This window comes from Janthinobacterium rivuli (assembly GCF_009208735.1).
In the GTDB taxonomy this organism is placed as follows: Bacteria; Pseudomonadota; Gammaproteobacteria; order Burkholderiales; family Burkholderiaceae_D; genus Janthinobacterium.
The window spans coordinates 303,644-321,807 of sequence record NZ_WFLJ01000003.1; the positions used below are offsets into that span (position 1 = coordinate 303,644).

An 18,164-nucleotide genomic window follows, 5' to 3' on the forward strand; every position below is an offset into this window, starting at 1 on the left:
ACCTTGCCTCAACGCACTGGCGGTGGCTAATCGTCGTTGGCAAAGCTGGTGTTATTCATGATTTGTTCGGTAATCTGTTCCAGCAGGGGCCACAGGCGCGCGACGATGCGCTGTGCCCGCTCCGCCTCGTCGGCCGGTTCGCCCGGCGCCAGGGTTTCCAGGTTGTGGCACAGCTCGGCGAGCCCCAGGGCGCCTACGGTGCGCGCCGACGACTTGATGCGGTGCCCCAGTTCGCGCACCTGGTGCACGTCGCCGCGCGCCAGGGCCGCGTCGATGTCGCCAAAGCCATCCTGCGTCGTCTGCAGGAACTTGAAGGCGAACTTGCGCACCTTTTCCGGGTTGTAGCCCAGTAACTTGGCCAGGATGGACAGGTCGATCACCTGCGGGTCGCCCGCCAGGGTGGTCTTGAAGGCGGGCGCGGCGCGGCTGCGCGCCGGTGGCGGCGGCGTTTCGTGCGCCGGCAGCCAGCTGGCGATGGTCTGGTACATCATGGCCGGCTGGATGGGCTTGGAAATGAAGTCGTCCATGCCCGCTTCCAGGCAGCGCACGCGGTCTTCGCTGGTGGCCGTGGCCGTCATGGCCAGCACGCGCAGGTGCGCCAGCTGCGGGTCGGCGCGGATGAGGCGCGTCGCCTGCAAGCCATCCATCAGCGGCATCTGCACGTCCATCAGCACGCAGTCGAATTGCGTCTGGCGCAGCAGATCGAGCGCTTCCTCGCCATTGTTGGCCAGGCAGACGGAGGCGCCCGCTTCCTCCAGCAATTCCAGCGCCACCTGTTGATTGAACGTGTTGTCTTCCACCAGCAGGATGCGCGCATGCTTGAGCGTGCGCATCACCAGGGCCGCGTCGGCGCTGGCGCGCATGGCGGCCGCCGTCTGCACCATGCTGTCGAGCATGGCGGGCGCGGCCTGGTCCGAAATACCCAGGTTGGCCGTGAACCAGAAGGTGCTGCCGGCGCCGGGACGGCTGTCGACGCCCACGTCGCCGCCCATCAGCTGCGCCAGCTGCTTGCAGATGGCCAGGCCCAGGCCCGTGCCGCCATATTCGCGCGTGGTGGAGGTGTCGGCTTGCTGGAAGGACTGGAACAATTTACTCATTTCATCCTGCGACAGGCCGATGCCGTGGTCGCACACTTCGAAGCGCACCAGGCAGTGTTTCGCATCCGCCACCACCCGGCGCACTTTCACGGTAATGCTGCCCTGTTCGCTGAACTTGATGGCGTTATTGGCGTAGTTGATCAGCACTTGCCCCAGGCGCAGCGGGTCGCCCACGAGCACGGCGGGCAATTGCGGGTCGATTTCGAACAGCAATTCCAGGTTCTTGCCGGCGGCGCGCGGCGCCACCACCGTCATCAGGGTTTGCACCACGTGGTCGAAACTGAAGTTGACGCGCTCGATTTCCAGCTTGCCCGCCTCGATTTTCGAGATGTCGAGGATATCGTCGATGATGCCCAGCAAGTGCTCGCCGGCGAAGCGGATTTTTTCCAGGTAGTCGCGCTGGCGCGGTTCCAGGTCCGTCTTCAAGGCCAGATACGCCATGCCGATCACGCCATTCATCGGCGTGCGGATTTCATGGCTCATGTTGGCCAGGAATTGTCCCTTCGCCAGGCTCGCTTCTTCGGCCACCTGCTTGGCCTGGTCGAGCTGCTCCGTGCGCTGCGCCACGCGCTCTTCCAGATGTTCATTGAGTTCGCGCAAGGCGCTCTCGCTGCGCTTGTGATACGTGATGTCCGTCAGGCTGGCCACCACCATGCCCACCTTGCCATATTCATCGCGGATGGCCTCGGTATTCACGGATAGCCACGACAGGCTGCCGTCGGGCTGCTGCACGCCCATCAGCACGTCGCGCATGGCGACACCCGTCGACAAGGTGATGTGCACGGGATGGCTGCGCTGGTCGAAGGCGGAACCGTCCTCGCGGATGGCTTGCCACAGACTGTTGCCGGCCGGACTGGCCGCCAGCATGCGTTCGGCGGCGGCATTGCTTTCCAGGATGTGGCCGTGGCTGTCCTGCACCACCAGGCCGTTCGTCACGGCGCCGAATACGGAGGCCATGCGCTGGCTCGAGTTCGACAGGGCGATCGACGCCTGGCGCCGCTCGGTGATGTCGGTGATCATCGCCAGCGTGCCGCCCGGTTCGCCATTGTCCGACTGGATGCTGGTGCTCGACAGCAAGCCCCACAGGCTGGACTGATCCTTGCGGAAGAAGCGGAAATCGACCTGGTCCGGCTGGCTGGCCTGACTGCCGTGGCTGGCCAGGCGCCGCTGCATCAGCAGCTGGCTGTCGCGGTCCATGAAGTCGAGCAGGGGACGGCCCAGCATTTCCTGCACCGTGTAGCCCAGCATGTGCGCCATCTTCGGGTTGACGAACGTGGTCTTGCCGTGCGCATCCGTCATCCAGATGCCTTCCGCGGCCGTTTGCACGATCAGGCGGTAGCGTTCCGAACTGGCGTGCAGCGCTTCCTCGGCGCGTTGCCGCTGCGTCATGTCGCGCAGCGAGACGATGGAAAACACCTGGCCGGCCATGCGCAACGGCGACAGGCTGACCTTGGCGGGGAAGTGCGTGCCGTCGCGGCGGCGCGCCATCATCACGCGGCCTGGCAGGCTGTGCCGCGCTTGCGGGTCGCCCACGGACTGGCTGGTCGTGCTTTCCGGTACCAATTGCTCCAGCGACATGCCCGTCAATTCGGCAAGCGGATAGCCGAAGCAGCGCGCGCCGATCTGGTTGGCGTAATGCACCTTGCCTTCCACGTCGGCCACCAGCATGGCTTCGGGTGCCGCTTCCAGCATCGAGCGCATGCGCGATTGTTCGTCCTGCTTGCGCTCGCTGATATCGCAGACGATGCCGCTGGCCTGCGTGGCGGCGCCATCCGAGGCGCGCGACAGGACGGCGCCGCGCGCCAGCAGCCAGCGCCAGTGGCCGTCGCTGTGCCGCAAACGGAATTCGCAATTGAAGGTGCCGGGTGCCTGGCCATCCAGATGCTGGCGAAAGACCAGGCTCAGGCGTGCCCGGTCATCGCGGTGGACTTCGGCCAGCCAGTCGGCCAGTGCATGCTCGAGTTTGGCATTCTTGTCGCCCAACACGTCCTGGTATTGGGGCGCGAACTGCAGGTGGCCGGACTGGCGCCGCCAGGTCCAGCCAGCCAGTGCCGCGCCGCGCAAGGCTTGCACGGCATCCTGTTCGGCCTGGGCTTGCGCCGGCTGGGGCTGGCGATGCAACTGCCGGCGCAGGCGCCAGGCTTGCCAGCAAGCCAGTCCTGCCAGGGCGGTGGCGCTGGCGGCAGCATACGGCCACAGCAGTGTTGGCGCCATGCCGTGCACCGCCGCCTGCACCGGCAGCGCCAGCGTCATGCCTGCCGCCAGCATCGTATGAGCGAGCCGGCGCAGCGCAGGGCGCCGGGGGCGTGATGCGCTGAAACTCGTGTGGCTGCAATACGACAAATGCATCCCTTTCTGGGGCGTGATTGAACTAGGCTGGCAGTACATGAGGCGCGCTCAAATAAGCGCCTGCGGCGCTTTCTGGCGGCAACTATAGCATCGAATATTTACTCGGAGTATTTAAGTTCAGAAACGGCCAAAACGGGATTTTTTTCACCCCGAAATGGCTGTTTTTTTCGCGATTTGGTGAGAATTCGTGAGAAAGTTGGCGCGAAATCGTGCTACTGAACCACCAGATGGGAAGACGCCTGATAAAACCGTAGCGAGCGGCAGCGATTTGTGGCTGAGAAGCGCAACCGTGCTGTAGCACGGTGAGCATCACAGGCCGCAAAGCGCGACGCGCAGTAGGTTTTTCAGGTGTTCTCAGCTAAAGCTGCCGGCGAACTGATAGCGGTGTCCGGGATGCCACATGGTGGCGATCGAGGCGATCTTGCCGCCCGAGCGCGTCTGGCGGCGCAGCACCAGGCATGGCTGTTTGGTGTCGATGGCCAGCATTTCGGCGATGTCGCGCGGCGCCGACAGCGCTTCGATGCTGTACGTCGCTCCCTGCAGGGGCGCGGCGGCCATCAGGTATTCGTTCGGCGTGATGCTGGAAAAATCCTGCGTCATGTAGTCGGGCGCGCACTCGGGATTGACCCAGCGGTCTTCCACCTGGATCGGCACGCCGTTTTCAAAATGCACGATCAGCGAATGGAACAGCGCGTGTTCCGGCGGCAGGCCGAATTGCTTGGCCAGCAAGTCGGAGGCCTTGGTGCGTTCCAGCAATTGCAAGCTGCTGCGGTGGATATGTCCGCGCGCCCGCACTTCATCGGCGATACTCTTGATTTCCAACAAGGTCGCCTGGTATTTCTGCTGCGCCACATAGGTGCCGGATCCCTGGCGCCGCGTCAGCACTTGCTCGCTGGTCAGTTCGCGCACGGCGCGGTTGACCGTCATGCGCGAGACGCCGAATTGTTTCACCAGGGCTTGCTCGGAGGGAATCACGTCGCCTTCCTTCCAGCGTCCGGCGGCGATGCCGGCCAGCAGAAAATCCTTGATACGCTGGAAAATGGGCGTATTTTCTTGGGTATTGTGGTCGTCCAATGCGGTTTCTCCGAGGCGCGGGCAGGGCGCGCCGCCGGCTGGAGGCGCGATGGCCGATTTTAGCACCGAGCACGATGCCTGCCGCCAGCCTTTTTTTTGAATTCAAAAGCAAGCGCCGGAGTGTGGCGCGCGCGCGCGCTGGCTATGCTGGAGATTGACTATAGACTTGCACGGAGTTCGCCATGGAACACGCTTACCTGACCGACGATGAACGCTGGGACGCCCTGCAGCGGCGCGCGCCCGACGCCGACGGCCTCTTTTACTATTCTGTGCGCACGACGGGCGTGTATTGCCGGCCATCCTGCGCCGCGCGTCCCGCCTTGCGCCGCAACGTGGCTTTCCACGCCACGTGCGAGCAGGCGGAGGCGGCCGGGTTTCGTCCCTGCCTGCGCTGCAAACCCAACTTGCCGCCGCTGGCCCAGCGCCAGGCGGCCATCGTGGCCGACATCTGCCGCCTGATCGACGCCAGTGACGAGTTGCCTGACCTGGACAGCCTGGCGAAGGCGGCCGGCATGAGCCGCTTTCACTTTCACCGCGTCTTCAAGGTGCACACGGGCATCACGCCGAAAGCGTACGCGGCGGCGCGGCGCGGCGAGCGCCTGAAGGCCGGCTTGCAGGGCGCAGGCAACGTCACGGAAACGTTGTACGCGGCCGGCTTCAATTCCAGCGGCCGCCTGTACGCCGCCACGCCGGGCTTGCTGGGCATGACGCCGGGCGCATTCCGCGCCGGCGGCAACGGTGCCGTGATCCGCTTTGCCATCGGCGCCTGCTCGCTGGGCGCCATCCTCGTGGCCAGCACGGACAAGGGCATTTGCGCGATCTTGATCGATGACGACCCGGAAGTGCTGCTGCGCGACTTGCAGGACCGTTTCCCCCGCGCCGAGCTGCGCGGCGCCGAGCCCGAGTACGAGAAAACGGTGGCGCAGGTGGTCGGCCTGGTCGAGGCGCCAGGCCTGGGACTGGACTTGCCGCTCGACGTGCGCGGCACGGTGTTCCAGCAGCGCGTGTGGCAAGCCCTGCGCGAGATTCCCGCCGGCAGCACGGTCAGCTATGCCGAGCTGGCGCGCCGCATCGGCTCCCCGCAAGGCGCGCGTGCCGTGGCGGGCGCCTGCGCGGCCAATGCCCTGGCCGTCGCCATCCCCTGCCACCGCGTGGTGCGCAACGATGGCGCGCTGTCCGGCTACCGCTGGGGCGTGGAGCGCAAGCAGGCGCTGCTGGAACGCGAGGGCGAACGGTGAAGGCGCTGGACTGGCGGCAAATCGAGGATGAGCTGAATCAATACGGTTGCGCCGTCTTGCCGGGCTTGCTCGATGCTGACACCTGCGCCGCGCTGGCGGCGCAGTATGACGACACGTCGCGCTTTCGCAGCAAGGTGGTGATGCAGCGTCATGGTTTTGGGCAAGGCGAGTACCAGTATTTCGCCTATCCCTTGCCCGACATCGTGGCTGCCTTGCGCGAACAGCTGTACGGGCCGCTGGCCGCCATCGCCAACCGCTGGCACGCCAGCATGGGCCTGGAGACGCGCTTTCCGGCCAGTCACGCCGATTTCCTCGCGCGCTGCCATGCGGCGGGGCAAACCAGGCCCACGCCCTTGCTGCTGCGCTACCGCGCAGGCGATTACAACTGCCTGCACCAGGATCTGTATGGCGAGCATGTGTTTCCGCTGCAACTGGCCGTATTGTTGTCGCGCCCGCAAGACGATTTCTCGGGCGGCGAGTTCGTGCTGACGGAGCAGCGCCCGCGCATGCAGTCGCGCGCCGAGGTCGTGCCGCTGGCGCAGGGCGACGCCGTGCTCTTTCCCGTGGCGCAGCGCCCCGTGCATGGCACGCGCGGCAGCTACCGCGTCAACATGCGCCACGGCGTATCGCGCCTGCGTTCGGGCTTGCGTCACACCTTGGGCATCATTTTTCATGATGCGAGCTGAACTGTAGCTGCGGCGCTTGAGTTTCCAGGATTACATGGCATGATGCCTACTCCCAGTCACTCTTTCCTTTCTGCCATGTCCGCGTTGCTCCGCCTGTTGTGCCTGTTGACCATGTTCCTGCTGCCCACCGCCCACGCGGACGATGGCGTGCCCGCGCTTGTTGCGGAGGCCGCGACCGCCATCGCGCCGTCACCAGCCGCGGCGGCCAGGACGGCGCCGCTGATGTTTGCGAACCGCAAGGTGTTCGTCTTCCGCGCCGCGCTGGCCGGCTATCCGCCCGATGAACGCGCCATCGGCGCGCAGCGCCGCCTGGAAGGCGTGCTGGCGAAGAATGGCCCCTTGCAGACGAGCACGCGCATGATTCCCGAAGGCACGCAAGTGCTGCTCGATGGCGTGCAACTGTTCGTCGTCGTGCCTGGCGACGTCAACCAACTGGCGGGCGACACGACGGAAAGCGTGGCGAAAACGGCGGCCGAGGAATTGCGCAAGGCCGTGCTCGACTACCGCGAGCAGGGCAGCTGGCGCTACCTGGCCATCGCCGCCGCCGTGTGCGCCGTCGCCACCCTCGTGTTCTGGCTCGTATGGATGGGCTTGACGCGCCTGTACCGCTGGGCCAAGCGCCGCAGCGGCATCCTGCTGGCCTCGCGCCTGCGCGACGTGCGCCTGAAGAATGTGCGCGTGCTCGACGCCGAACACTACATCGCCTTCGCGTATCAACTGCTCAGCGCCGTCCTGTGGGGCTTGCGCCTGATGGCCACCTATCTGTGGGCCGCCTTCGTGCTGGGCCGCCTGCCGTACACGCGTTCCTGGGGCGAAAGCCTGAGCGGCTACCTGTTCGACGTGGCGGCCGACGTCTTCCACGCCATCATCGGCGCCTTGCCGGGGCTGGTGCTGGTCTGTGTGATCTTCGCCATCGCGCGCCTGATCGCCGCCACGGCCGCCTCGCTGTTCAAACGGGTGGAAAGCGGCGAACTGCAGATCGGCTGGCTCGACAAGGACACGGCCCTGCCGACGCGCCGCATCGCCAGCGTGGTGATCTGGCTGTTCGCGCTGGCCATGGCGTATCCGTATCTGCCCGGTTCGCACACGGCCGCCTTCCAGGGCCTGTCCGTGCTGGTGGGCCTGATGGTGTCGATCGGCGCGTCGAGCATCGTGGGCCAGGGCGCCAGCGGCCTGATCCTGATGTACACGCGCGCCCTGCGCAAGGGAGAATATGTGCGCGTGGGCGACAGCGAGGGCACGGTGGTCGACGTGGGCATGTTCGAAACGCGCCTGCGCACGGGCCTGGGCGAAGAGGTCGCCTTGCCGAACGCGTGGGTGATGTCGCAAACGACGAAGAACTATTCGCGCGCCCAGCCCGGCGGCGGCTTCGTGCTCGACTCCACCGTCACCATCGGCTACGCGACGCCATGGCGGCAAGTGCATGCCATGCTGGAACTGGCCGCGTCCCGCACGACGGAACTGTCGACCACGCCAAAACCCTACGTGATGCAGCTGGCCCTGCAGGATTACTACGTGCAATACCGCCTCGTCGCCTACGCCAGCGCCGAAGTCCCCCGCCAGCGCGCCGAAGTGCTGAACCGCTTGCACCAGAACATCATCGACGTCTTCAACGAGTTCGACGTGCAGATCACCTCGCCGCACTACATCGATGACCCGAAAGAGTCGCATGTAGTGCCGCCCGGTGAATGGTTCAGGGCGCCGGCGAAGCGGGGGGAGGAAGATAAATAACGTTGAATTATGGGAGTGATGGATGGGCTGGGCAGATTTCAGTGCGCCACTCCTGCATGTCGCTGTCAATAGGAATGACTTTCTGAGCTCCGGCCTCCGTCGCCACCACGCAGAATTTTCCTTGGTAACCATAGGTCGGATCGGACGGATCTTTGGGGCTACCATTCAGGAATACGCTATAGAAATGCCCGGGTATCAGTTTTTCTGCGCGTATGCCCGTTGCACCGGTAGGCACGTTTCCATAGCGGATGCATGTGCTGGCACGGATGGCTAACGCCATGTCTTGCGGCAGGGAGAACCCCCATACTTCCTTTACCGGTCGCACGGACATGTCTGAAACCATGAGTGCGCCAAGAAATGGCAGGCCATTGCGCGTCTCTTCCTTTTTTGTAATTGAAAAGCAGGGTATGCCGTTGACAGAGCTAACGTGGGCGTCAGCGATGCGCGACCATGCCGAGGCATCGATAGTCGTCAGCGTGGCAAGCAGGAATAACAGTGTGTGACGATATGGCATGGCGACCCTCGCACTATCTGATGAGCGACTGTTCTGGACAGATTTCATCTATCCAGGCTTGGCTATCGCTGTCGATACGGAGAATTTTGCGCTCCTCAGAGATGCCGCTGATTAAGCAAAATTTCCCTACGTAACCGCGAGTAGGATCTGAGGGATCGGCTGGCCCACCGTTCAGGAAGACGTCATACATCCGTCCTGTTTTCAGCGGCGGGGCTTTGGGTGGCTTGACCTCTGCTGTTGCTGGTGCAACTCCATACAGAAGGCAGGACTTGGCATGCACAGGAATAGTCGCTGCGCCCGGTAAAAGAAAAGACCATACTTCTACTGCAGGTTTGACGGATACATCTGTCAGTACGACCGCACTAATCTGCGGAACCCCGTTACGCGCTTCTTCTTTTTGCGAAATGGTGAAACAGGGAGTGCCATTTTTTAGCTGTACTTCCGCGTATGCCATGCGGGAGGTGGCCGAGGCACTCATGCAGGTCATCAAGGCGAGTACCGATAGGCTCTTGTGGCAGACGGGCATTATTGGCCTTTTTGTGCTTGGATGTTTGCTGGACAAACTTCATCGATCCAGGCCCGCATATCGCGCTTGATGGGAATGACCTGTTGGCCGCTGTTGGCTGTCGTGACGAGACAGAATTTCCCTTTGTAGCCGTAGGTCGAGTCAGATGGGTCATCCGGCCTGCCATTCAAAAAGACGCTGTACATCCTGTCTGTTTTCAGCATCGTCACGGCAGTCGATTCGGCTCCTGCCGGTACTTGGCCATACAAATAGCAGGTTTTTGCATGCATGGGGAGGGTCGTCGCTCCAGGGAGAATGAAGGACCAGACTTCTACAGGCGGCTTTATGGAGATATCGTAAACCATGAGTGCGCCCAGCATTGGCGTTCCATTGCGGCGTTCTTCTTTTTTTGAAATGGTAAAGCATGGTATGCCTTTGAATGAGCTAATCTCGGCTTCGGCCATGCGCGACCACGCCGCGGCATCCATGCTCGTCAAGGTCGCCAGCAGACAAAGAATACGGTGGCGATGATTCATGGCATACCTTCTATGGGACAGGATTTTTGGCTGGGCACGTATCATCCATCCAGGCCTGTGTATCGCTTTGGATGACGACAAGACGTGGCTTGGCAGAGACCTGCTGGACTAGGCAGAATTTCGCCACGTATCCATAGGTTGGATCGGCAGCATCCATAGACCTGCCATTCAAAAATACTTCGTACACCCTGCCGGACTTCAGTTCAGGAGCCGGCGCAGCTTCCGCACTGGCTGGAATTCTTCCATAAAGAATGCAATTTGCTGATGACAACGGAATTTTCTTGCCACCTGTCATGAGAAACCCCCATATTTCCGTCGTTGGCTTGACCGTCATGTCTGACACGCCCAAGGCGCCGAGGAAGGGCTGGCCGTTACGCCTCTCTTCCTTTTTTGAAATGCTAAAGCAGGGCACGCCATTGATCGAGGTGACTTCGGCATCGGCCATGCGTGAGCGCGCGTCGCTGTTCATGCTCGAGAACGCGAGCAGTATGAACAGCGTTTGATGACGCAAGGGCATGTTGCTAAGGAGGCGTTGGGCAGACTTCATCGATCCATGCCTGCATGTCGCTGTTGATGGGAATGACTTGCTGACCGCCAGCAGCCGTAGTTCTCACGCAGAATTTTCCTTGATAGCCATACGTTGGATCGGACGGATCTTTGGGGCTGCCATTCAGGAATACGCTATAGAAATGCCCGGGTATCAGTTTTTCTGCGCGTATGCCCGTCGCGCCGGTAGGCATGCTTCCATAGCGGATGCATGTGCTGGCACGGATGGCTAACGCCATGTCTGGCGGCAGGGAGAATCCCCATACTTCTTTTACCGGTTGCACGGACATGTCAGAAACCATTAGTGCGCCAAGAAATGGCAGGCCATTGCGCGTCTCTTCCTTTTTTGTAATTGAAAAGCAGGGTATGCCGTTGACAGAGCTAACGTGGGCGTCAGCGATGCGCGACCATGCCGAGGCATCGATAGTCGTCAGCGTGGCAAGCAGGAATAACAGTGTGTGACGATATGGCATGGCGAACCTCGCACTATCTGATGAGCGAATGCTCCGGGCAACTATCCTGTCTCCAAGCTGGCGTGTCGCTGCCAATGGCGATGATTTGTCGTTCACCAGTGGATGTGGCTACTATGCAAAATTTTCCCATGTAACCATAGGTGGGGTCGGAAGGATCATTTGGCCTTCCATTGAGGAAAATGCTGTAGACCCGTCCTGTTTGCAGTTCAGGGGCGGGCATGCCGTTCGCTCCCTGAGGAAGATCAGCATACCGAAGGCAGCTTTTTGACGAGAGCGGTACTTTTTTTCCACCAGTCATATAAAAACTCCACACACCAACGGCGGGTTTTTCTGACAGGTCTGAAATGCTGAGTGCTCCCAGGAGTGGCTGGCCGTTGCGATTTTCTTCCTTCTGTGAGATTGTGAAACACGGTACGCCGTCAACCGAACTTACTTCTGCGTCGGCGATGCGCGATCTTGCGGATACTTCAAGGGATATCGACGAGAGGAGCACGCTCGATATTGCCGCCAGGTAAATTTTTTTCGCTTTTTCTGTCTGTGAAAAAGTCACTGAGTACTTCTTCGTATAGTGCTTGGTCATTGGCATATTGCTCCTGTTGCATCGTTGGCGGATGCTTCAAATACTTTAACGCATAGTAGTCAGCCAGTAGATCCCCTTGTGCTTCCATGTTGTAGTCAGCTAGTCTTTTTGTGTGGCTGAGCTCATAGTTATAGCCCAACCCAATTCTGAATGCGCCCCGCATTGCCACCGGGTATCTCAGTTGATACTGCCAAACATGGACCATTTCGTGAATGAACCAACGGCGCCGGATCCTATCAGTACTGGAAAAATCGTCCAGAAATCTCGACTCATGGAAGTACATTTCCCCATTGGGTGTCATGGCAGTGTTTTTTGGTTGGAGCAGCCATAGATAAGGCCTCTTGTGAATTTTGATTTTGCTATAGTCGACGGCATCTTCAAAGATCATCCATGCCATGTCTATTTCACCCTGGGTAAGTGGGCGAGCCATGCTATCGATTTTTACCTGTTTTACTGATGTATCGATATCCTTGTCGGTAGTTTTTACGTCTTGTAGTTCCAGTATGATCGCCGTCGGCTTCACCGGGACAGGTGCGGCGAAGCAGCAGGGAAGGCTATCTTCTTGCGGGAAAAATTCCACCATCGTTATCTGCTCCTCCCGCTTGCTGGCGACGCGCCCCGTGCGCCCCTTCGCATCCGTCGTCCCCGTCCACGTTTCGCCATTGCTCAAGGTGAGCCGGTAGTCGGCGTGCGCCAGCGGCACGTTGGCGGGCGAGACGAATTCCAGCTGCTCGTCGTAGCCGCAGCACCAGCATTCGTCGGGCTGGCCGGCCAGGCGGTGCAGTTCGCAGCCACTTTTTGCCTCGCGCAGGGCCGCGCCGCGTACCGGCTGGCCGTCGGCGCTGAAGGTGACGATCATGCTGTCGAAGTGCGCACCCAGGCTGCTCTTCTGGTGCGCCACGAGCTTGAAGAACACGTCGCACGCGGTGGTGCTGATGACATGGTGCCTGGCCATGGGGACTCCGCGATAAAACGCCAGCGTAGGCCCGCACCGCCATGCAGGTATTGACCGGGCGCAAGGCCTATGCGCTTGCGTTAAGATGCCGGGCGTTTCAATGAGAAGAAAGAGTCCCCATGTCCAGCCCATCCCACACCGAAGTCTCCCGCACCGCCCGCAGCCTGGCCGCCGCCCTGGCCGGCGATCCGTTCTACCGCACCGTCACGGTGGCATGTGGCGAGGACGAAGCGGCGCGGCTGGCCATGCTGGAGGCGTACTTCGCGCTGGCGCTGGCCGAGGGCGAGCAGGCGGGGCGCGTTGACCTGGCCGATGCGGCGGGCAATGGCGCCGCCATCTGGACGACGGATACGCCGGCGGCCCTGCGCCAGGCCGCCTACGCGCAGCGCGAAGCCGCCTTGCGCACGCTGCTGGGGGAGCGCGGCTTCGCGCATTTCACGGCCATCGTCGCGAACATGGAGCACGCACTGGCGCCGCATGGTCTGCAAGACGCGTGGTATTTGTCGATCGCCGGCATCGCTCCCGCCGCGCAGGGGCAGGGGCTGGGTGCGTCCGTGCTGGCGCCGGGCCTGGCGGCCGTCGATGCGGCGCGTGCCGCATGCTTCCTGGAGACCTACAACGAGCGCAGCCTGCCGTTCTATGCCCGCCTGGGGTTCGTGGCGGCGGGACGCTACGCGGAAGCCGTGACGGGCTGCGACTACTGGCTGATGGTACGACCACCTTCCGCTGCCTGATTGACCATTTTGCCAATTTCTATACACTCGTCTTTTTGCTAACGACTAAAAGACCTGGAGATGGAAATGCCGACCCCGCACTTGCGCCGCACCCTGCTCGTTCTCGCCTGCCTGGGCACTTTCGCCTACGCCCGTGCCGACACCGTCATCGACAACGCCAACGGCTACACGCTCGACGCAAACGGCAAGGTGCTGCGCTTCACGGCGCTGGCCTTTGACGACGGGGGGCAAGCTGCTCGCCGTCGGCAGCGCCGCGCAGGTGAAACGCAAGGCGGCCAAGGGCGCCATGCACGTCGACGTGCAGGGAAAAACCGTGCTGCCTGGCCTGATCGACGCGCACGGTCACGTCTTCGGCCTGGGCACGATCGCCAGCGGCGTGATGCTGTACGGTTCTGCGTCGCTGCCGGCCGCCGTGCAAGCCGTGGGCGACTTCGCCAAAGCGCATCCCGAGCGCAGCTGGGTGATCGGCAATGGCTGGAACCAGGAAATCTGGAAGCTGGGACGCTTTCCCACGGCCGCGGAACTCGATGCGGCGGAAAGCGCGCGGCCCGTGTGGCTGCGTCGGGTCGATGGTCACGCGGGCTGGGCCAACAGCCGCGCGCTGGCGCTGGCCGGCATCACGCGCGCCACACAAGACCCGGCCGGCGGCAAGATCGTCCGCGACGCGGACGGCAACGCCACCGGCGTGCTGGTCGACAGCGCCATGGACTTGATGGATGCCGTGCTGCCCAAGCCGGGCGACGTGGAAAACCGCGCCGCCCTCGATGGCGCGCTGGCGCAGTTGTCGCAGGTGGGGCTGACCAGCGTGCACGATGCGGGCATCGGCCAGATGCAGGACCGCTTGTTCCGCGATTACGCGGACCACGGCAAGCTGACGGTGCGCGTGTACGGCATGATCGCCGATACCACGGAAGACTTCGACGCGCTGTCGAAAAACGGCCCTGTCAATAGCTATGCGCGCGACATGTACGCCTTGCGCGCCGTCAAACTGCTGTCCGACGGTGCCCTGGGCAGCCGCGGCGCGGCCCTGCTGGCGCCGTACAGCGACGATCCCTCCACCAGCGGCTTGCTGTTCTACCCGGACGGCGCCATGCGCGCGAAGATGGAAAAAGCCATGCGCGCCGGTTACCAGGTGAATGTGCACGCCATCGGCGACGCGGGTAACCATCAGATCCTCGACGGCTATGCAGCCCTGATCGGGAAGTACCGCGGCGCTGGCCTGCGCCACCGCATGGAGCACGCGCAGGTGGTGCAATTATCCGACATCCCCCGCTTCAAGGCGCTGGGCATCGTGCCGTCGATGCAGCCCACGCACGCCACGTCCGACCAGAACATGGCGGAGCAGCGCGTGGGCCACGAGCGCATCAAGGGCGCGTATGCGTGGCGCACCTTCCTTGCGCAAGGTTCGCGCATCGCCTGCGGTTCCGACTTCCCCATCGAGTCGCCGAACCCGTTCGAAGGCATCCACGCGGCCGTCACGCGGCAAAACAGCGAAGGATTCCCGGCTGGCGGCTGGTATCCGCAGCAAGCCATGACGGTGACGCAGGCGCTGCGCTGCTTCACGCTCGACGCGGCCTGGGCGGCGCACCAGGAAAAGGTCATCGGCACCCTGGAAGCGGGCAAATGGGCGGACTTCATCGTCGTCGACCAGGACTTGTTCACCGTGGAACCAAAGGCCATCGGCAAGACGCAGGTGCTGCAGACGTGGGTGGCGGGCCAGCGCGTGTTCGAGAAAAAGTAAGCGTCGGGCACGAGAAAAACCTGTTGACTTGGTTGTATAGACAACCTATGCTGGGAGTACCAGAGCGGGCCAGGTATCGGGCTAGATACGCCCGCTCGCACCCTACGAGGAGACAGCATGAACAGCACAATGGACACCGATCCACGCTTTGATGCCAGCCGTACCATCCGCGCGCCGCGCGGCACGGTCATGGCTTGCAAGAGTTGGCAGGCCGAGGCGGCCTACCGCATGTTGCAAAACAACCTGGACCCGGAAGTGGCGGAAAATCCGCAGCATCTGGTCGTCTACGGCGGCATCGGCCGCGCCGCCCGCAACTGGGCCTGCTTCGACCAGATCCTCGCCTCCTTGCGCGAACTGGAAGACGACCAGACCCTCTTGATCCAATCCGGCAAGCCGGTGGGCGTGTTCCAGACCCACGCGGACGCGCCGCGCGTATTGATCGCCAATTCCAACCTGGTGCCGAAATGGGCGAACTGGGAACACTTCAACGAACTCGATCGCCAGGGCCTGTTCATGTACGGCCAGATGACGGCCGGCAGCTGGATCTACATCGGCACGCAGGGCATCGTGCAGGGCACGTATGAAACCTTCGCCGAGGCGGGCCGCCAGCATTTCGGCGGCGACTGGGGCGGGCGCTGGATTTTGACGGCGGGCCTGGGCGGCATGGGCGGCGCGCAGCCGCTGGCCGCCACCATGGCGGGCGCCGTGTCGCTCAATATCGAATGCCAGCAAAGCAGCATCGACTTCCGCCTGCGCACGCGCTACCTCGACAAGCAGGCGGCCAGCCTGGACGAAGCCCTGGAACTGGTCAAATACCATACCGAACGCAAGGAAGCCATTTCCATCGGCTTGCTGGGCAACGCGGCCGAAGTGCTGCCGGAACTGGTGCGCCGCGCAAAGGCGGGCGGCCTGGTGCCCGACCTGGTGACGGACCAGACGTCCGCGCACGATCTGGTCAACGGCTATCTGCCGCGCGGCTGGAGCGTGTCGGACTGGAAGGCGGCGCAGCAGGACCCGCAGCGCCACGCGCGCCTGACGGTGGCCGCCGCCGATTCCTGCGCCGCCCACGTGCAGGCCATGCTCGATTTCCATGCCATGGGCGTGCACACCGTCGATTACGGCAACAACATCCGCCAGGTGGCGTTCGACCAGGGCGTGCAGAACGCCTTCGACTTCCCCGGCTTCGTGCCCGCCTATATCCGCCCGCAATTTTGCGAAGGGCGGGGGCCGTTCCGCTGGGTGGCCCTGTCGGGCGACCCGGAAGACATCTATAAAACGGATGCGAAGATCAAGGAGCTGTTCCCGCACCACCAGCAGGTGCACCACTGGCTGGACATGGCGCGCGAGCGCATCGCCTTCCAGGGCCTGCCGGCGCGCATCTGCTGGCTGGGACTGGGCGAGCGCCACATCGCGGGCCTGGCCTTCAACGAGATGGTGCGCACGGGCGAGCTGAAGGCGCCCATCGTCATCGGCCGCGACCACCTGGACACGGGTTCCGTCGCCAGCCCGAACCGCGAGACGGAAAGCATGAAGGACGGCACGGACGCCGTTTCCGACTGGCCGCTGCTCAACGCCATGCTGAATACGGCCGGCGGCGCCACCTGGGTTTCGCTGCACCATGGCGGCGGCGTGGGAATGGGGTATTCTCAGCATGCGGGCATGGTCATCGTGGCCGACGGCAGCGAAGCGGCGGCGAAACGCCTGGCGCGCGTGCTGGTCAACGACAGCGGTTCCGGCGTGATGCGCCATGCCGATGCCGGCTATGAAACAGCGGCCGCCTGCGCCAAGCGCAACGGCCTGATTCTTCCCATGATTCCTTGAGACCTAGATGCGAATGACTATGACACAGCATGCCAAAAGTTGGACCCTGAAACCGGGCGCGATGACCCTGGCCGACCTGCGCGCCGTCTGGGCCGCACCCGCGAAACTGATCCTCGCCGCCGAGGCTTATCCCGTCATCGAAGCGTCGGCCGCCGCCGTGCAAGCCATCGTCGCCAAGGGCGATGCGGCCTACGGCATCAACACGGGTTTCGGCCTGCTCGCCAAGACGCGCATTCCCGATGAAAAGCTGGAGCAATTGCAGCGCAACCTGATCCTGTCGCACTCGGTCGGCACGGGGGAATTGCTGTCGGACGCCGTCGTGCGCCTGATCATGCTGATGAAGATCGGCAGCCTGGCGCGCGGCTTTTCCGGCGTGCGTCCGCTGATCGTCGACACCCTGATCGCCCTGTACAACGCGGGCATCATGCCGGCCATCCCCGCCAAGGGTTCCGTGGGCGCCTCGGGCGACCTGGCGCCGTTGTCGCACATGACGCTGGCCATGCTGGGCGTGGGCGACGTGCGCGTCAACGGCGAACTGATGGCGGCCCCGGATGCGCTGGCGCAGGCGGGCATCGCCCCCGTGGTGCTGGCGGCGAAAGAGGGACTGGCGCTGATCAATGGCACGCAGGTGTCGAACGCGCTGGCGCTGCATGGCCTGTTCATGGCCGAGCGCTTGCTGGAAGCGGCCATGGTCACGGGCGCGCTGTCGCTCGACGCGGCCAAGGGCAGCGACGCGCCGTTCGACGCGCGCGTGCACGCCGTGCGCGGACAGCCGGGGCAGATCCTGGCGGCGCAGATGTACCGCCAACTGGTGGCGCACAGCGCCATCCGCGCTTCGCACCTGGAAGGCGACGAGCGCGTGCAGGATCCGTACAGCCTGCGCTGCCAGCCGCAAGTCATGGGCGCCTGCCTGGACCTGATCGGCAACGTCGGCCGCACCCTGCTGATCGAAGCCAATGCCGTCACGGACAACCCGCTGATCTTCCAGGATGGCCCCAACGGCCAGGCGGAAATCGTCTCGGGCGGCAATTTCCACGCCGAACCTGTCGCCTTCGCGGCCGACACCCTGGCGCTGGCGATCGCCGAAATCGGCGCGCTGGCCGAGCGCCGCATCGCGCTGCTGATCGACGCCACGCTCTCCGGCCTGCCGCCCTTCCTCGTGCGCGACCCCGGCGTCAATTCCGGCTTCATGATCGCCCACGTGACGGCCGCGGCGCTGGCGTCGGAAAACAAGTCGCTCGCGCATCCGGCCAGCGTCGACAGCCTGCCCACTTCCGCCAACCAGGAAGACCACGTGAGCATGGCCACGTTCGCCGGGCGCCGCCTGGACGACATGGCGCACAACACGGCCGTCATCGTCGGCATCGAGCTGCTGGCCGCCGCGCAGGGCATCGATTTCCACCGCCCGCTGAAAACCTCGCCGCACCTGGAGCACGTGCATCACCAGCTGCGCCAGAAAGTGCCGTTCTTCGACGCCGATCGCTTCTTCGCGCCCGACATCGAGGCGGCCAAACAGATGGTGTTGCAGGGTGAATTGAGCAGCACGTGCAAGAATTTGTTCGCCCCGCTGTACGCCTGAGCGGG

General features: G+C 63.2%; 15 protein-coding genes and 1 pseudogene. 7 read left to right on the forward strand and 9 right to left on the reverse strand.

From position 1 onward, the window contains the following. Window positions 1-26 precede the first annotated feature (26 nt). Complete coding sequence (locus GCN78_RS05705) at window positions 27-3,350, reverse strand: PAS domain-containing hybrid sensor histidine kinase/response regulator (RefSeq protein WP_152250813.1); 3,324 nt, start codon at window positions 3,348-3,350, stop codon at window positions 27-29. A 450-nt stretch (window positions 3,351-3,800) separates the two neighbouring features. After that, window positions 3,801-4,520, reverse strand: coding sequence for a histidine utilization repressor (gene hutC, locus GCN78_RS05710; protein WP_152250814.1), 720 nt, complete (start codon window positions 4,518-4,520; stop codon window positions 3,801-3,803). Between the two features lie 182 nt (window positions 4,521-4,702). On the opposite strand from hutC, the gene ada reads away from it, so the two are divergent. From ada to GCN78_RS05725, 3 genes are all read left to right on the forward strand, one after another. Beyond that, complete coding sequence (gene ada / locus GCN78_RS05715; RefSeq protein WP_152250815.1) at window positions 4,703-5,758, forward strand: bifunctional DNA-binding transcriptional regulator/O6-methylguanine-DNA methyltransferase Ada; 1,056 nt, start codon at window positions 4,703-4,705, stop codon at window positions 5,756-5,758. Next, entirely contained in the window at window positions 5,755-6,444 is a 690-nt protein-coding gene (locus tag GCN78_RS05720) for a 2OG-Fe(II) oxygenase (protein ID WP_152250816.1), read from the forward strand. Before ada ends, GCN78_RS05720 begins: the two co-directional genes overlap by 4 nt. A 75-nt stretch (window positions 6,445-6,519) precedes the next feature. Next, the gene (locus GCN78_RS05725; protein ID WP_152250817.1) at window positions 6,520-8,175 is read left to right on the forward strand and encodes a mechanosensitive ion channel family protein; all 1,656 of its coding nucleotides are present in this window, start codon (window positions 6,520-6,522) and stop codon (window positions 8,173-8,175) included. 7 nt (window positions 8,176-8,182) lie between these two features. On the opposite strand, the gene GCN78_RS05730 is transcribed toward GCN78_RS05725, so the two are convergent. The 7 genes from GCN78_RS05730 to GCN78_RS05760 are packed head-to-tail and all read right to left on the reverse strand — an operon-like array spanning window position 8,183 to window position 12,284. Then, window positions 8,183-8,689, reverse strand: a complete 507-nt coding sequence (locus GCN78_RS05730; protein WP_152250818.1) for a hypothetical protein — start codon at window positions 8,687-8,689, stop codon at window positions 8,183-8,185. A gap of 13 nt (window positions 8,690-8,702) precedes the next feature. After that, the gene (locus GCN78_RS05735) at window positions 8,703-9,167 is read right to left on the reverse strand and encodes a hypothetical protein (protein WP_152250819.1); all 465 of its coding nucleotides are present in this window, start codon (window positions 9,165-9,167) and stop codon (window positions 8,703-8,705) included. A gap of 47 nt (window positions 9,168-9,214) precedes the next feature. After that, entirely contained in the window at window positions 9,215-9,730 is a 516-nt protein-coding gene (locus tag GCN78_RS05740; protein WP_152250820.1) for a hypothetical protein, read from the reverse strand. A gap of 10 nt (window positions 9,731-9,740) precedes the next feature. Beyond that, window positions 9,741-10,277: a hypothetical protein gene (locus GCN78_RS05745; protein WP_152250821.1), complete on the reverse strand. Its 537-nt coding sequence runs from the start codon at window positions 10,275-10,277 to the stop codon at window positions 9,741-9,743. Next, window positions 10,252-10,749 (reverse strand): hypothetical protein, encoded by a 498-nt coding sequence (locus tag GCN78_RS05750; protein ID WP_152250822.1) that lies wholly within the window; start codon window positions 10,747-10,749, stop codon window positions 10,252-10,254. Before GCN78_RS05750 ends, GCN78_RS05745 begins: the two co-directional genes overlap by 26 nt. Before the next feature lie 13 nt (window positions 10,750-10,762). Next, window positions 10,763-11,329 carry a hypothetical protein gene (locus tag GCN78_RS05755; protein ID WP_152250823.1) on the reverse strand — a complete coding sequence of 189 codons (567 nt, stop codon included), beginning with the start codon at window positions 11,327-11,329 and terminating at the stop codon, window positions 10,763-10,765. Beyond that, window positions 11,217-12,284 (reverse strand): hypothetical protein, encoded by a 1,068-nt coding sequence (locus GCN78_RS05760; RefSeq protein WP_152250824.1) that lies wholly within the window; start codon window positions 12,282-12,284, stop codon window positions 11,217-11,219. The genes GCN78_RS05755 and GCN78_RS05760 overlap by 113 nt, the downstream gene beginning before the upstream one ends. Before the next feature lie 119 nt (window positions 12,285-12,403). On the opposite strand from GCN78_RS05760, the gene GCN78_RS05765 reads away from it, so the two are divergent. The 4 genes and pseudogenes from GCN78_RS05765 to hutH all read left to right on the forward strand — a co-directional run bounded on the left by GCN78_RS05765 (window position 12,404) and on the right by hutH (window position 18,159). After that, window positions 12,404-13,018, forward strand: a complete 615-nt coding sequence (locus tag GCN78_RS05765) for a GNAT family N-acetyltransferase (RefSeq protein WP_152250825.1) — start codon at window positions 12,404-12,406, stop codon at window positions 13,016-13,018. 66 nt (window positions 13,019-13,084) lie between these two features. After that, window positions 13,085-14,759 (forward strand): annotated as a pseudogene (locus GCN78_RS05770) (amidohydrolase). 117 nt (window positions 14,760-14,876) lie between these two features. Next, on the forward strand, window positions 14,877-16,580 hold the full coding sequence (gene hutU, locus GCN78_RS05775) for a urocanate hydratase (protein WP_152250826.1): 1,704 nt from the start codon (window positions 14,877-14,879) through the stop codon (window positions 16,578-16,580). A gap of 19 nt (window positions 16,581-16,599) precedes the next feature. After that, window positions 16,600-18,159 (forward strand): histidine ammonia-lyase, encoded by a 1,560-nt coding sequence (hutH, locus tag GCN78_RS05780; RefSeq protein WP_152250827.1) that lies wholly within the window; start codon window positions 16,600-16,602, stop codon window positions 18,157-18,159. Window positions 18,160-18,164: the final 5 nt, after the last annotated feature.

What these genes read in the sequence shown, in the direction of transcription:
- GCN78_RS05705 (WP_152250813.1), bottom strand. Translation starts at nt 3,350, where the DNA reads ATGACGCTGGCGCTGCCGGTGCAGGCGGCGGTGCACGGCATGGCGCCA.
- ada (WP_152250815.1), top strand. Translation starts at nt 4,703, where the DNA reads ATGGAACACGCTTACCTGACCGACGATGAACGCTGGGACGCCCTGCAG.
- GCN78_RS05725 (WP_152250817.1), top strand. Translation starts at nt 6,520, where the DNA reads ATGTCCGCGTTGCTCCGCCTGTTGTGCCTGTTGACCATGTTCCTGCTG.
- GCN78_RS05730 (WP_152250818.1), bottom strand. Translation starts at nt 8,689, where the DNA reads ATGCCATATCGTCACACACTGTTATTCCTGCTTGCCACGCTGACGACT.
- GCN78_RS05735 (WP_152250819.1), bottom strand. Translation starts at nt 9,167, where the DNA reads ATGAGTGCCTCGGCCACCTCCCGCATGGCATACGCGGAAGTACAGCTA.
- GCN78_RS05740 (WP_152250820.1), bottom strand. Translation starts at nt 9,730, where the DNA reads ATGAATCATCGCCACCGTATTCTTTGTCTGCTGGCGACCTTGACGAGC.
- GCN78_RS05745 (WP_152250821.1), bottom strand. Translation starts at nt 10,277, where the DNA reads ATGAAGTCTGCCCAACGCCTCCTTAGCAACATGCCCTTGCGTCATCAA.
- GCN78_RS05750 (WP_152250822.1), bottom strand. Translation starts at nt 10,749, where the DNA reads ATGCCATATCGTCACACACTGTTATTCCTGCTTGCCACGCTGACGACT.
- GCN78_RS05755 (WP_152250823.1), bottom strand. Translation starts at nt 11,329, where the DNA reads ATGACCAAGCACTATACGAAGAAGTACTCAGTGACTTTTTCACAGACA.
- GCN78_RS05760 (WP_152250824.1), bottom strand. Translation starts at nt 12,284, where the DNA reads ATGGCCAGGCACCATGTCATCAGCACCACCGCGTGCGACGTGTTCTTC.
- GCN78_RS05765 (WP_152250825.1), top strand. Translation starts at nt 12,404, where the DNA reads ATGTCCAGCCCATCCCACACCGAAGTCTCCCGCACCGCCCGCAGCCTG.
- hutU (WP_152250826.1), top strand. Translation starts at nt 14,877, where the DNA reads ATGAACAGCACAATGGACACCGATCCACGCTTTGATGCCAGCCGTACC.
- hutH (WP_152250827.1), top strand. Translation starts at nt 16,600, where the DNA reads ATGACACAGCATGCCAAAAGTTGGACCCTGAAACCGGGCGCGATGACC.